A 14,213-nucleotide genomic window follows, 5' to 3' on the forward strand; every position below is an offset into this window, starting at 1 on the left:
ATTTTAGTGCTCTTGCAATTCTTACTGAATGTCATTTACGAAGCATGCCTTCGATAAAATCTTTCCAGTTCCCCAGTTCACGTTCAATCATAACAACCTCTCTTATTATTATGCGCATTCTACGAAAACGTATCATCATTGTGAAGACTATTTAACCAATCGCTGCGATTGTACCCCGCCACTGCCGGGGATTTATGATAAATATGAACGGAGAACCTTAAATTTTGTGTGATGGGCAGCAATATTTTGAAATAACCCTACGAACGGGTGAGTTCTATTTTACTCGCTGAGTTTATGGGGAATTTAAACCCTATGGACATCTATGCTTAAAGGGTGAAAGAATATTCAGCGTACAAGTGTGAGTTGAATTAAGATGAAGCGTAAATCCAGACAATTCCTGAATGTGTTATATTCCACTTAAGGATATATCTTCGAATTTATTGAACATTTAATCGCCATAAGAGCAAAAGGATTCAACATGGTTGTGATGTACGGCATTAAAAATTGCGACACCATCAAAAAAGCGCGCCGCTGGCTGGAAGCAAACCACGTGGAGTACCGCTTCCACGATTACCGTGCCGACGGGCTTGATGCACAATTTCTGCATACCGCCATTAACGAACTGGGATGGGAAGCGCTGCTGAACACCCGCGGCACCACCTGGCGTAAGCTGGACGAATCCGTGCGCGCCAGCATCGTTGATGCCGACAGCGCGGCAAAGCTGATGCTCGATATGCCAGCAATTATCAAACGCCCATTGCTCTGCAAGCCAGGTCAGCCTATGCTGCTGGGTTTCAGTGAAACCCTTTATTCTGACTTTTTCGTTGAGGTGTAGTGTATGTCATGCCCGGTCATTGAGCTGACTCAACAGCTTATTCGCCGTCCTTCCCTTAGCCCGGACGACGCAGGTTGTCAGGCATTAATGATTGAGCGCCTGCGTGCCATCGGTTTTACCGTTGAGCGCATGGATTTTGGCGATACCCAGAACTTCTGGGCGTGGCGTGGCCAGGGCGAAACGCTGGCCTTTGCCGGGCACACTGACGTCGTTCCCGCGGGTGACGCAGATCGCTGGATTAACCCGCCGTTTGAGCCAACCATCCGCGATGGCATGCTCTTCGGTCGCGGTGCGGCGGACATGAAAGGCTCGCTGGCGGCGATGGTGGTGGCGGCAGAGCGCTTTGTGGCTCAGCATCCGAACCACAAAAACCGTCTCGCGTTTTTGATCACCTCCGATGAAGAAGCCAGCGCCCATAACGGTACCGTAAAGGTCGTTGAGGCGCTGATGGCGCGTAACGAGCGTCTCGACTACTGTCTGGTCGGCGAGCCATCCAGTACCGAAGTGGTGGGTGATGTCGTCAAAAACGGTCGCCGCGGCTCGCTGACCTGTAACCTGACCATTCACGGCGTTCAGGGGCACGTGGCTTATCCACATCTGGCCGATAACCCGGTCCACCGCGCCGCGCCAATGCTGAACGAACTGGTGGGCATCGAGTGGGATAAAGGCAACGAGTTCTTCCCGCCGACCAGCATGCAGATTGCTAACGTTAAGGCCGGGACCGGCAGCAACAACGTGATCCCGGGGGACTTCTTCGTCCAGTTCAACTTCCGCTTCAGCACCGAACTGACCGACGAGACGATCAAAGCCCGCGTTGTCGCTCTGCTGGAAAAATACAACCTGCGCTACACCGTCGACTGGTGGCTTTCCGGCCAGCCGTTCCTGACGCAGCGCGGCAAGCTGGTGGATGCGGTAGTGAACGCCATCGAGCACTATAATGAAATTAAGCCGCAGCTGCTGACGACGGGCGGCACCTCAGACGGACGCTTTATCGCCCGCATGGGTGCACAGGTTGTCGAACTGGGTCCGGTTAACGCGACGATTCACAAAATCAACGAGTGTGTGAACGCTGCCGATTTACAACTGCTGGCCCGCATGTATCAACGTATTATGGAGCAACTCGTCGCCTGACGAACGCTCAGAGAGGAATAGCGAATGGATTGGCTTGCAAAGTACTGGTGGATTCTGGTTCTGGTGTTTCTGGTAGGCGTACTGCTTAACGTGATTAAAGACCTTAAGCGCGTTGACCACAAAAAATTTCTCGCCAACAAACCGGATCTTCCGCCGCACCGGGATTTTAACGACAAGTGGGACGATGACGACGACTGGCCGAAGAAAGACCAGAAGAAGTAATCCCCTCACCCCCGGCCCCTCTCCCCAGAGGGGCGAGGGGGGCCATGTTCCCTCTCCCCTTAGGGGAGAGGGTTAGGGTAAGGGGATAAATGTTTATATAAATTCAACAATATCATCATCATTCGGCTTGCCGCCGCTGAGCGCTTCATCAAAATAGTGTTTCGGCACGGTATAACGCAGATGGTCGAGCGCAAACTGCATACTGCGGTCGTCAATCGCGTGGCCCAGACCGTCAACAATATCCAGCGTCACATCCCCGCCTTCGCGCACCAGCGCTTCCTGGGCTGCCACCGCATGCGAAAGCTCAATCACCCGGTCTTCGCCGCCGTGAATAAGATGGATAGTGGTCTGCGTGGTCGCGCTGGTCGGTAGCGTCGCGTAGCGCCCGTTAAACGCGATCACGCGTGAAGCCAGACCGGGCTGCGCTTTTACGCTTTCCAGCGACATGATTGACCCCTGAGAGAAACCAATCAGCGCCGTTGCGTCAGCGCCTACGCCGCTCTGCTGCTGCCAGTAGCGTACGATGTCGATAAACGTGGGCATAATGGCATCAATGCGTGCCTGACGGTTCTCTTCCGTCACGCCCTGAACCGGGAACCACTGCCGTCCGTTCGGGCCGCACGGCTCCACGCCGCCGATGCTGACAATTAGCGCTTCCGGGAAAACGGGGGCAAACCAGCGGCCAATCTGCCCCATGTTAACGGCATTATCGCCCACACCATGAAACAGGAGCAGTAACTGTTTAGCCGGTTTGTCAGGGCTTTGAACAACAAAATGGTCGTGTTTCATGGCGGTCTCCTTAATTGATGAGCAGGATTTTACGCCTCTGCGGGGTAATGACCATGCCACTTTACTGAAGAAGTCATTGAAAAAATTGCCATTGCAAAATGTCTGCTTTCAACCGCTGGCAGCGGGAATAGTCAAGACTCTCAAGCGCTTGCGCAGCTTCACTCCGCAGCTTAGCCAGCAACGCTTTTCGCCCCGTCTCGTCCGTCTTTCCCTCGATTTTCCCGCGCAGAGCCGGGAGCGGCATGTCTGTGGTTAACACCAGCCGCGTCAGCGCGGCAACCGAGGTTGAAAACGCCCGGTGCGCAAAGGCAAACCCCGCCAGCTCCAGCCAATCGTCACTATTAAGGGTAGCTTCCCAGGCATCGCTTACCGGGATCTTTTCGCCGTTCCGGGCCGACAGGACGCGCATATCGCGACACAAGCGCTGATGTTCCTGAGCGCACAGCCGGTGCCCGGCCTCGCTCTGCGGCAGTATGGCCATCGCCGTGTAGCACCCGCTGCTGGCTTCCCGATGGCTGCCCATTCGCACCAGCACAAAGCCGCACTGCTGCCAGAAACGCCACAGCTCGTCGGTATAGCCAAAACTGACCGAGAGATAATCTTCACCGCTGGCGCTGCGAATAAGCCGCTCGCCAATGCCTTCCCGTTGACGGTGGGGATGTACCGCAATGCGGCTAATCCGTCGCCCCTTCAGCGTCGCCGCGAGTGGCGATCCGCCGTGCGCCGCCAGCGACTGCGCCACAAGGTTCCCGCGTGGACGACGAAAGCCCGCCCACACCGCGCGGCTCAGCTCAGGAGGCAATCCCCCCTCTTCCACCAGCCAGAGCGCGCCAGCGATATCCACACCCGCGTGTGCAACCGCAAAGTGCTGGCCGGGTGCGTCCATCATCCGACGTAAATCGAGCGGAGACGTCCGGTAGTGCGCGGCACACAGCAGTTCATACACGCTTGCCACGCGTGCCGGGTCGCTCTCCCACATCCGCGGCTCCAGCGTTCGTAAACGCACGTCACCTTCCGGCTTGCGGTCAATAAGTGCATCGTCAAACAGCAGCGTATTCCCCACTATCCGCTCAAGCGGACACCCGGCTGCCCAGCGAATGGGGGTGGATAAGGTATAGCGCCGCAGCCCGCTGAACCGGGCGCAGAACTTGAGCAGAAACCCCCTGCCCGTGCCTTCATAACCCTGGACCGTGGTGGTCAGCAGTACGCGGGGAAAACGCGCCACCAGCTTGTCCAGCAGCGGGCCAGGGATGGCGGCGGCTTCATCAACAATCAGCCAGTCGGCTTCTGTCGCGGAGGCCAGCAGCGCATCCGGGGCCATAAAGTGAAAACGCTCGCCGGCGAAGCGCGCAATAACATCCGTTGCCCCTTTTGCCGGTGCCGTCACCACTGCATTTCCGTGGATGCCGTTGAGCAGCATCCCCGCCAGGGCTGACTTTCCGCGTCCGCGCGGTGCCGTCACGGCAGCGACGCCCGAAGGCATGGCCAGAAGCGCGTCGAGGATCTCCGCCTGCTCGCGCTGCGGCTCGCCGCTGGCAGGCTGCCAGGCGGGAAGATCCGGCGCAGCGGGAAGAGAGAGAGGACGATGCTGTTGCCAGACGATGGCATCCGCATCGGCGGCAAGCGTCCGGCAAAAATGGTGAACGAAATGCGGGGTGGCGATTGGCTCCGCGCTGTCGCTCCAGCGTACGGAATCGCCGTCGGGCCTGTCGGCCCACTCTGAGAGCGGGGGCACCAGCAGCACCAGCAGGCTACCGGCGCGCAGCGTCCCGCTGAGCGCGGCAAAGGCTGAAACGTCAAACCCGGCACGCGCGTCAAAAACGGCGTGAAGGTATTCGCGTCCCAGCAGTCCGCTAACGGCTTTAGAGGGATTGTCATCCAGCCACAGCCAGTCTCCCGGCAAGGCATCACGCAGGCCAGCCGCCTGGCTGAACGTCCACTGTTCATCACCCGTGAGCACCACCAGACGGCGGTGCCCGGTACGCTCAAGCTCGCGCGTCAGATGTTCAAACGACACCATCACATGGCTTTGCCGAAGGTATTACACTGGGCCGGATCGCCGCTGTCAAAGCCGCGCTTGAACCAGCTGTAGCGCTGCTGCGACGTACCGTGAGTGAAGCTGTCCGGCACGACATGACCCTGGCTCTGCTGCTGTAAACGGTCGTCGCCGATAGCCTCAGCCGCATTTAATGCCTCTTCTAGATCGCCGGATTCCAGCACGCCCTGCTGCTGCATGCTGTGGCCCCAGACGCCCGCAAAACAGTCCGCCTGCAGTTCCATTTTGACGGAAAGGCGGTTCACTTCAGCCTGAGACGCATTCTGCTGAAGCTGGCGCACTTTGGGCTCAATCCCCAGCAGCTTTTGCACGTGATGGCCGACTTCATGCGCGATAACGTAGCCCTGGGCAAAATCACCGTCAGCGCCAAGCTTGCGTTTCATGTCATCGTAAAAAGAGAGATCGATATAAACGGTGCCGTCTGCCGGGCAGTAGAACGGCCCCATCACAGATTGCCCGGTACCGCATCCGGTGCGGGTTGCGCCCCGGTACATCACCAGCTTCGGCTGCTGATAGGTGCGCCCCATCTTCTCAAACTGCTGACTCCATGTGTCTTCAGTTGTGGCGAGAATAACGGAGGTAAATTTGGCCGCTTCATCTTCATTCGGGCTGATGGAGCGCGGAGATTGTTGCTGCTGTTGCAGCGGTTGACCGGTCATCAGACCGGTGAGATCGACGCCGTAATAGCCCGCGACCAGCACCACAATCAGCAGGATGATACCGCCCTTGCCGCTGGGTAAGCGGAAGCCGGGCCCGCCCATTGAAGGACCGCCGCCGCCATCACCGCGTCTGTCTTCTACATTGTCACTTTCACGACGCCCTTGCCAGCGCATAACCACCTCGAACTATTCCATTAATAATAGCTATGATCGTAGGCGGTTAACGGCAAGATTACCATAGGAAACAAAGGTAAGACGCCAAAGGATGCGAACATCCTTTGGCAACAGAGGGACTTAGTCGAGCTTAACGCCTAAACGGTGAGCAACCGCTTCGTACGCTTCAATCAGGCCACCCAGGCTCTGACGGAAACGGTCTTTGTCCATTTTATCCAGGGTTTCTTTATCCCACAGGCGGCTGCCGTCCGGGGAGAACTCATCACCCAGCACCACTTCACCTTTGAACAGACCAAACTCCAGCTTGAAGTCGACGAGGATCAGGCCCGCGTCATCAAACAGCTTTTTCAGCACGTCGTTGGCTTTGTAGGTCAGTTCCTGCATGCGCGCCAGGTTCTCTTTGCTCACCCAGCCGAAGGTTTCGCAGTAGGATTCGTTGACCATCGGATCGTGCATGGCATCGTTTTTCAGGAACAGGTCGAACAGCGGTGGATTCAGTTCGATACCTTCTTCAATGCCCAGACGCTTCACCAGGGAGCCTGCCGCACGGTTACGAATCACGCACTCAACCGGAACCATATCCAGTTTTTTCACCAGACATTCCGTATCGGACAGCAACGCTTCCATCTGGGTTGGGATACCCGCTTCGGCCAGTTTGGTCATAATGAAGTGGTTGAACTTGTTGTTCACCATGCCTTTACGATCGAACTGCTCAATGCGTGCGCCATCCCCTGCTGACGTATCATTGCGGAACTCGAGCACCAACAGATCCGGGTTCTCCGTGCTGTATACGGTCTTCGCTTTGCCACGATACAACTCAGCTTGCTTCTGCATCTTCATTACTCCTGGTGTGATAATTTGTGTTCAAAACCGGGTATATTATGCCACGCACACGTTTGCGTAGCACGAAAATAAAAAGGGCGGGATTAACCCGCCCTCGTATTTATTTGCTGAATGCAGCCTGGAACACAGCAACCAGCGCATCGTTCTGCGCCTGGGTCAGCGTGTGACCTTTTGGATCGATAAACTGCAGACTGCTGCGGTTATCAAGGTCGCCTACCTGAATCTTGTAGTCACCGGAAGCAAGCTGAGGATCTTTGGCGCCCAGCTCCTGCCACGCGCTGTCGGACAGCGGCTTATAGGTCGCCGTCATGCTACCGGTTGAACGGGTGCTGTCGGTCACTTTCATGCCCACTTTTTCCAACGTCGCCGGCAGACGCTGCCAGGTCTGGTTAAACGGTGCACGCACCACCAGCATTGGCAGGCCGGTATCATCCGCGCCGCTCTGAACGTCGTAAGTGACGCCGTTACGGTTCTGCGCGGCGTTGGCGGCATCGGTAGCGGTCTTATCCAGACCTGCGGCAATCACGTTCAGCATTTCAGTGCTGTAACGCTGCATAGAGGCGGCATCCGCAACCGGTTTACCCGCCTGCTCCAGGTTCAACAGCTTAACGTTAACAGCCTGCTGGTAACCCTGTGGTTTCACGGAGACCTGATAGCGTCCACGGTACTGCTGATCTTCATCAAGACGGTTCCACTCGATCCAGTCGGTGGTTAACGTCTGGCTGGCGTCATCACGTTTATCAATGGTGTAGTTCTTCGCCTGAATAACGCTGACCACCTGTGGCCACAGATTGCTTCCGCGCGCGCTTTCAACCAGCAGAGAGGCCGTATCACCGGTAAACTGGGTACGCGCACCGCTCACCAGCGCCAGAGGCTGAGCTGGCGGACGAATATCAAGCGCTTTACCGACCAGACCACTGCCGTTGGTCACGGGGATATTATAATCGCCGTTTTGAATCGGCAGGATCATACCAGCCGGTGCATGAAGTTCAGCAAGCGGGGTCGCATCCAGATAGGATTCATCACCGCTCACCTGGCGCTTGTAGCGCGAGTCTGAACTACAGGCAGCGAGCAGCATAACAAGCGAAACACTCGCAACCTTCGCCAGGCGCGACTTCTGTACTGAATAAGCCATCAAATCTCCCTAAACTTTACAGCAAACCGGCATGCTTCAGCGCTGCCCTGACGATATCGCGACCTTGGTCGGTAATCGGTGTCATAGGCAAACGCAGCGTATCGGATGCTACAAGCCCCAACTCCTTACACGCCCATTTCACTGGGATCGGATTGGGTTCGACAAATAATTTATTGTGCAGCGGCATCAGACGCTGATTAATGACGCGCGCTTCATCATAGTGACCGGCTGCGGCCAGTTTGCACATTTCAGCCATATCGCGCGCCGCAACGTTTGCCGTTACGGAGATCACGCCATGGCCACCGAGCTGCATAAAGTCCAGCGAGGTCGCATCATCACCACTCAACAGGATAAAGTCGTCTGAAACCAGCTCTTTGATCTGATGAACGCGGCTTAAGTTCCCTGTCGCCTCTTTAATACCGATAATATTTTTTACTTCCGAGAGACGACCAACGGTTTCCGGCAGCATATCGCAACCGGTACGGGACGGCACATTATACAGAATTTGTGGCAAGTCAGTATGTTCAGCGATGGCTTTGAAGTGCTGGAACAAACCTTCCTGAGTAGGACGGTTGTAGTAAGGGGTTACCGTCAGACAGCCCACGATGCCGCTGTCGTTAAAACGTTTGGTCAGGCTGATCGCTTCTGCGGTTGCATTAGCGCCTGTCCCCGCAATGACCGGAATACGTCCGTCAGCCAGTTCCAGGGTCAGCATAACCACATCGCCGTGCTCTTCGTGGCTCAGCGTTGCAGATTCACCGGTAGTCCCTACCGAAACGATCGCCGAGGTTCCATTGGCGACATGGTAATCAATCAGCTTCTTCATGCTGGACCGGCAGACATTACCTTTTTCATCCATCGGTGTAACAAGCGCGACAATACTTCCCGTGAACATGAGCCATCCTCTGTGCGAACAAGAGTCTCAATGGTACGTTTGGAACTGTAATAAAAGCAAGCGACCTGAGGCCCTCTGGCGGTTGTATGCACGTTTTTTTTATGCTTTCCTTAGGAAGACTTAACCATGCAAAGGAAGAACAGGTTTGACAACCTCATCACAACATTACCTGGTTATCACTGCGCTGGGTGCCGACAGGCCGGGTATCGTGAACACCATCACCCGTCACGTGAGCAGCTGCGGCTGTAATATCGAAGACAGCCGCCTTGCGATGCTCGGCGAAGAGTTCACGTTTATCATGCTGCTGTCCGGAACATGGAATGCCATTACCCTTATTGAATCCACCCTGCCGCTGAAAGGCGCGGAGTTGGATTTGCTGATCGTCATGAAGCGCACTACCGCGCGCCCGCGTCCGGCCATGCCTGCGACCGTCTGGGTGCAGGTTGAAGTCCCTGATTCTCCACATCTGATTGAGCGCTTTACCGCGCTGTTCGACAGCCATCAGATGAACATTGCCGAGCTCGTCTCCCGCACGCAGCCGGGCGACGAGAGCGCCGTTCCCACGCTGTTTATTCAAATTACCGCTCACAGCCCTGCCTCACAGGATGCGTCAAATATCGAGCAAGCGTTCAAAGCCCTCTGTACAGAATTAAACGCGCAGGGCAGTATAAGCGTCGTCAATTATTCGCAGCACGAACAGGATGGAGTTGAGTAATGAATCCACTGAAAGCCGGTGACATCGCACCGAAATTTAGCTTACCGGATCAAGACGGCGAGCAAGTAAATTTGACCGACTTCCAGGGACAGCGTGTTCTGGTCTATTTCTACCCGAAAGCCATGACCCCCGGCTGCACCGTACAGGCCTGCGGCTTACGCGACAACATGGACGAGTTGAAGAAAGTCGGCGTGGAAGTGCTGGGAATCAGCACGGATAAACCAGAAAAGCTGTCACGATTTGCGGAAAAGGAGCTGCTGAACTTCACGCTGCTTTCCGACGAAGACCACCAGGTATGCGAGCAGTTCGGCGTCTGGGGTGAAAAGACCTTTATGGGTAAAACCTACGACGGCATTCACCGCATCAGCTTCCTGATTGACGCTGACGGTAAAGTTGAACATGTATTTGACGACTTCAAAACCAGCAACCACCACGACGTGGTGTTGAACTGGCTGAAAGCAAGCGCCTGATAAACAGCAAAACGGCAACTCAGGTTGTAATGCCAGTCAGTTAAGCAACTGACTGGCTTTTTTTCGGGGCTGTGGGGTATCTCCAGGGCCTTTCCTTTACCACCCTCGGGAAGGCCCTTTCCCTTCTTGTCGGCAACTTTACCAGTTGCGCCATGCTTTCAAGATCACGCATCAGCTCCGGGATACGCCCTGGTGAAGCGCCCTGCAGCGTCATCAGCATTCTCATGACCATGCCGCATGATTCTGAGAAGCTCAGCTGATTCGGCCAGTATCCTTTCAGATGGCCCGCCATTTTAATCATCTGATATCGCACCAGATTATACGCCAGTAACACGCCCCATAACTCCTGCTCCACAAGCTCCGGCTTTTTACTTCTCAGCGTCAGCCTGCTCAGTTGCATCGTTTGTTTTATCTCCCTGTACCCCAGCTCTATTTCCCAGCGATGGCTGTACAGGTCTGCCATTTCTCCTCCGGGATAGCGCATGGCGTCCGTCATCGACGTCAGCAGATGGCTGACTTTCCCTTTGCGCGTCACGGTCAGCAGGCGGGCTGTCATCTCATCTCCCAGACCCGGCCATTTTTTTCGTGCCTGTGGGCTGGTTTTCAGCTTCACCAGATAGTCGCCTTTACCCAGCTTTCTGACCTCTTCATACTGTGCTCCCTTTCTGAGAGGGAGCATCCAGTGACGGTGTTCTCCCGCCTGGCTCCACGCATTCAGCAACCCCAGCGAGTAATAGCCTTTATCCATTAACGTCAGGGTGTTATCGCCGGTCTGCTCTATCAGTTGCTCCGCGAGCTCATTTTCACTGTTTTTCATCGTGCCGAAGGCCGCTGCCGTCAACAGATGGCTGGTCAGCTCCATCTGGCAGACCATTTTTACCTGCGGGTAGAGTGCCGGGTTTCCGCCATGCGTCTGGCGGGGAAAGGCGCTGTCGTTTTCCGGCGTGTCCGGTGTTCGCCAGAACACACCATCGATGGCCAGCAGGGTCAGGCCGCACCAGTGCGGATGCGGCGTGGCGTTATGCCAGAGCTGCGCTGTTTGCGTGAACACGCGGCGGACGGCTTCGCTTCCCAGCCGCTGACGGGCCTGGATCACGGCGCTGGGGGCAACGAACGGACGATTGCCGGGTAACATGATATCCAGCCGGTTAACTATCTGATGAAGCGGCTCCTTGCGCTCAAGGGCCATACCGATAATGCACCAGACCATCATTTCCAGAGGAAGGCGCCGTTTGCGTAACGTGACGGTGCCGGATTTTTCAAGGCAGCGGGAAATCAGTTCCGGGTCAAGACAGTCGCCCAGAGAAGTCAGAGGGTTACGCAGAGAATCGTAACGGGATACCAGATCAAGAGCCTGTCCAATGTGCATAAAAAAATCCGGAAACGGGTGAGCATTTCCGGATTCTTACACAGCCACTGGATCGGTCAACCGATCCTTAACTGATCGGCATTACAACTCAGGTTGCCGTTTTGAGTGTTTTCCCCCTCTCCCCGTGGGAGAGGGCCGGGGTGAGGGCATCAGCCCGCACAAAAACTACTTCTCTTCCATCGCCGGCACATCCGGCCACGCATGCACCACCGCTTTAATCAGCGTCGCCAGCGGAATAGCAAAGAACACGCCCCAGAACCCCCACAGCCCGCCGAAAATCACCACGGATAAGATAATCACCAGCGGATGCAGGTTCACCGCCTCGGAGAACAGCACCGGCACCAGCAGGTTACCGTCCAGCGCCTGAATGATGAGGTATACCGCAAAGCAGCTCCAGAACTCCGTGCCCAGGCCAAACTGGAACAGCGCAACGCCCACCACCGGAATGGTCACCACAAACGCGCCGATGTAGGGGATCAAAACCGAAAATCCGACCAGCACCGCCAGCAGCAGCGAGTAGTTCAGGCCAAAGATCAGGAAGCCAATCCAGGTCGCGACCCCGACCACTATCATCTCCAGCACCTTGCCGCGAATGTAGTTGGTGATCTGCTGGTTCATCTCTTCCCAGACCTGCCCGGCCAGACCGCGATTGCGCGGCAGCACGCGGCGGACTGCGTTAAGCATTTGCTCTTTGTCTTTGACCAGGAAGAACACCATTAACGGCACAAGCACAAGGTAAACTGCCAGCGTCAGCAGCCCCACCAGCGAGGCCAGAGAGTATTTCACCACCGAGTCGCCCATCGTCATGATGCGGGCGCGCATGTTTTCGGCCATCGCATCAATAATCCCGGCGTCCATCAGCGCGGGATAACGACGCGGCAGCGTGGCGGCGAAATCAGAGAGTTTATTCAACATGCCGGGCATATCGCGGATCAGGTAGATCCCCTGCTGCCAGGCAACCGGCATCACCACGAATGCCATCAACATAAGAATGCCGACAAACAGCACCAGCACGATACTCGTTGCCCAGCGGCGTGAACAGCCGATATGTTCCAGGCGCGCTGTTGGCCACTCCAGCAGGTACGCCAGCACAATCGCCACCAGCAGGGGGGCGAGAAGACCGCTGAAGAAGAACAGAATACCGAACCCGGCAACCAGAATAACCAGCAAAGCAATGGCTTCCGGGTCACTGAACCGACGCCGATACCACTGCATTAACATTTCGAGCATACAACCCTTCCCTGAATCGATTGGCGGGAGTGAGACGATGAATTGTATCTAATTGTCACAAAAAAGACTTTCGCTTTTTGTATCCCTGTCACAATCCGCAAAAGCCTGATGAATGGGATTTTCTTCATGCGGTAACACGGCTACACTCGCAGGGCAGCAGAGATGAACGATATGCCGGTTCATCGGTCAAATTAGCACCTCCAACATACAGGACAGTGGTTATGTTCAGGCAGTTGAGAAAAACACTGGTTGCAACACTGATTGCCGCAGTGACGGTCGGTCAGGTGTTGCCCGCTTTCGCTGACTCGTCCGATTCATTGCCGGACATGGGCACCACGGCAGGAAGCACGCTCTCTATCGGGCAAGAGATGCAGATGGGTGATTACTATGTGCGCCAGCTGCGCGGTAGCGCCCCGCTGATCAACGACCCTTTGCTGGTGCAGTACATTAACGGGCTGGGGATGCGTCTGGTTTCGCACGCCGACTCGGTAAAAACCCCCTTCCACTTCTATTTAATCAATAACGACGAAATCAACGCCTTCGCCTTCTTTGGCGGTAACGTGGTGCTGCATTCGGCGTTATTCCGTTACTCTGACAACGAAAGCCAGCTGGCCTCGGTGATGGCGCACGAAATTTCGCACGTCACCCAGCGCCACCTGGCGCGTGCGATGGAAGACCAGAAGCGTAACGCCCCGCTCACCTGGGTGGGCGCACTGGGCTCTATTCTGCTTGCGATGGCCAGCCCACAGGCCGGGATGGCGGCCCTGACCGGTACGCTGGCGGGAACGCGCCAGGGGATGATCAGCTTCACCCAGCAAAACGAGCAGGAGGCAGACCGCATCGGCATCCAGGTTTTACAGCGCTCCGGCTTTGACCCGCAGGCGATGCCGAGCTTCCTGGAAAAACTGCTCGACCAGGCGCGTTATTCATCCCGTCCACCGGAAATTTTGCTTACCCACCCGTTACCGGAAAGCCGTTTATCGGATGCGCGCAACCGTGCCAACCAGATGCGCCCGGTGGTCGTGCAGTCGTCGCAGGACTTCTACATGGCTAAGGTAAGAACGCTCGGCATGTACAACTCCGGGCGTAACCAGCTCACCAGCGATCTGCTGGATACCCTGGCGAAAGGCAACGTGCGGGAAAAAAATGCCGCGCAGTATGGTCAGGCGCTGCAGGCGATGGAAGCCAGCAAATATGACGAGGCGCGTAAAGCGCTGCAGCCGCTGCTGGCAGCCGACCCCAATAACCCGTGGTATCTCGATCTCTCGACGGATATCGATCTGGGACAGAAGAAAGCCACCGATGCGATTAACCGCCTGAAAGGGGCGAAAGACGTACGGACCAACCCGGTGCTGCAGCTTAACCTGGCGAACGCTTACTTACAGGGCGGTCAGCCTGCGCAGGCCGTGACCATTCTGAACCGCTATACCTTTAACAATAAAGACGACCAGAACGGCTGGGAGCTGCTCGCCCAAGCCCAGGGTCAGTTGGGTAACCGCGATCAGGAGCTGGCGGCGCGTGCTGAAGGGCTGGCCCTGGCGGGTCGCCTCGATCAGGCGATTTCCCTGCTCAGCAGCGCCAGCTCGCAGGTGAAGCTCGGCAGCCTGCAGCAGGCCCGCTACGACGCGCGCATCGACCAGCTGCGCGGCCTGCAACAGCGCTTTAAGCCGTACGAGAAGATGTAATAAAG

Annotated in this window: 15 protein-coding genes; 6 read left to right on the forward strand and 9 right to left on the reverse strand. The window is 56.1% G+C overall.

The window, feature by feature from the left end:
- Nucleotides 1–31: 31 nt before the first annotated feature.
- Nucleotides 32–91, reverse strand: a complete 60-nt coding sequence (gene ypfM, locus AC4ICF_RS16865) for a protein YpfM (RefSeq protein ID WP_015572204.1) — start codon at nt 89–91, stop codon at nt 32–34.
- 387 nt (nt 92–478) lie between these two features.
- Here ypfM and AC4ICF_RS16870 point away from each other — a divergent pair, with 387 nt between their 5' ends.
- From AC4ICF_RS16870 to AC4ICF_RS16880, 3 genes are read left to right on the forward strand one after another with little or no spacing between them, the layout of a single operon-like run.
- Nucleotides 479–835, forward strand: a complete 357-nt coding sequence (locus AC4ICF_RS16870; RefSeq protein ID WP_163330554.1) for an ArsC family reductase — start codon at nt 479–481, stop codon at nt 833–835.
- Between the two features lie 3 nt (nt 836–838).
- Nucleotides 839–1,966 (forward strand): succinyl-diaminopimelate desuccinylase, encoded by a 1,128-nt coding sequence (gene dapE / locus AC4ICF_RS16875; protein ID WP_028014016.1) that lies wholly within the window; start codon nt 839–841, stop codon nt 1,964–1,966.
- Nucleotides 1,967–1,990: 24 nt separating this feature from the next.
- Nucleotides 1,991–2,188 (forward strand): YpfN family protein, encoded by a 198-nt coding sequence (locus AC4ICF_RS16880; RefSeq protein WP_013098222.1) that lies wholly within the window; start codon nt 1,991–1,993, stop codon nt 2,186–2,188.
- Between the two features lie 93 nt (nt 2,189–2,281).
- Here the strand turns inward: AC4ICF_RS16880 and ypfH are convergent, their stop codons facing one another.
- The 6 genes from ypfH to dapA all read right to left on the reverse strand — a co-directional run bounded on the left by ypfH (nt 2,282) and on the right by dapA (nt 8,739).
- Entirely contained in the window at nt 2,282–2,977 is a 696-nt protein-coding gene (gene ypfH / locus AC4ICF_RS16885) for an esterase (protein ID WP_316380602.1), read from the reverse strand.
- A gap of 73 nt (nt 2,978–3,050) precedes the next feature.
- On the reverse strand, nt 3,051–4,997 hold the full coding sequence (locus AC4ICF_RS16890; RefSeq protein WP_316380607.1) for a tRNA(Met) cytidine acetyltransferase TmcA: 1,947 nt from the start codon (nt 4,995–4,997) through the stop codon (nt 3,051–3,053).
- Nucleotides 4,997–5,866 carry a KPN_02809 family neutral zinc metallopeptidase gene (gene ypfJ / locus AC4ICF_RS16895; protein ID WP_116343173.1) on the reverse strand — a complete coding sequence of 290 codons (870 nt, stop codon included), beginning with the start codon at nt 5,864–5,866 and terminating at the stop codon, nt 4,997–4,999. Before ypfJ ends, AC4ICF_RS16890 begins: the two co-directional genes overlap by 1 nt.
- Nucleotides 5,867–5,986: 120 nt before the next feature.
- The gene (gene purC / locus AC4ICF_RS16900) at nt 5,987–6,700 is read right to left on the reverse strand and encodes a phosphoribosylaminoimidazolesuccinocarboxamide synthase (RefSeq protein ID WP_023332985.1); all 714 of its coding nucleotides are present in this window, start codon (nt 6,698–6,700) and stop codon (nt 5,987–5,989) included.
- 109 nt (nt 6,701–6,809) lie between these two features.
- On the reverse strand, nt 6,810–7,844 hold the full coding sequence (bamC, locus tag AC4ICF_RS16905) for an outer membrane protein assembly factor BamC (RefSeq protein ID WP_028014020.1): 1,035 nt from the start codon (nt 7,842–7,844) through the stop codon (nt 6,810–6,812).
- Nucleotides 7,845–7,860: 16 nt separating this feature from the next.
- Nucleotides 7,861–8,739, reverse strand: coding sequence for a 4-hydroxy-tetrahydrodipicolinate synthase (gene dapA, locus AC4ICF_RS16910; protein WP_316380603.1), 879 nt, complete (start codon nt 8,737–8,739; stop codon nt 7,861–7,863).
- Between the two features lie 145 nt (nt 8,740–8,884).
- On the opposite strand from dapA, the gene AC4ICF_RS16915 reads away from it, so the two are divergent.
- Nucleotides 8,885–9,454 carry a glycine cleavage system transcriptional repressor gene (locus tag AC4ICF_RS16915; RefSeq protein WP_028016134.1) on the forward strand — a complete coding sequence of 190 codons (570 nt, stop codon included), beginning with the start codon at nt 8,885–8,887 and terminating at the stop codon, nt 9,452–9,454.
- Nucleotides 9,454–9,924 carry a thioredoxin-dependent thiol peroxidase gene (bcp, locus tag AC4ICF_RS16920; RefSeq protein ID WP_032659360.1) on the forward strand — a complete coding sequence of 157 codons (471 nt, stop codon included), beginning with the start codon at nt 9,454–9,456 and terminating at the stop codon, nt 9,922–9,924. Before AC4ICF_RS16915 ends, bcp begins: the two co-directional genes overlap by 1 nt.
- 40 nt (nt 9,925–9,964) lie before the next feature.
- On the opposite strand, the gene AC4ICF_RS16925 is transcribed toward bcp, so the two are convergent.
- Nucleotides 9,965–11,293, reverse strand: coding sequence for an IS4 family transposase (locus AC4ICF_RS16925; RefSeq protein ID WP_491466092.1), 1,329 nt, complete (start codon nt 11,291–11,293; stop codon nt 9,965–9,967).
- Nucleotides 11,294–11,458: 165 nt separating this feature from the next.
- Nucleotides 11,459–12,523, reverse strand: a complete 1,065-nt coding sequence (locus AC4ICF_RS16930; RefSeq protein WP_116343175.1) for an AI-2E family transporter — start codon at nt 12,521–12,523, stop codon at nt 11,459–11,461.
- Between the two features lie 221 nt (nt 12,524–12,744).
- On the opposite strand from AC4ICF_RS16930, the gene bepA reads away from it, so the two are divergent.
- The gene (gene bepA, locus AC4ICF_RS16935; protein ID WP_192983602.1) at nt 12,745–14,208 is read left to right on the forward strand and encodes a beta-barrel assembly-enhancing protease; all 1,464 of its coding nucleotides are present in this window, start codon (nt 12,745–12,747) and stop codon (nt 14,206–14,208) included.
- The last annotated feature ends 5 nt before the right edge of the window (nt 14,209–14,213 follow it).

Source organism: Enterobacter sp. ECC_219_Taxon_10 (assembly GCF_058354905.1).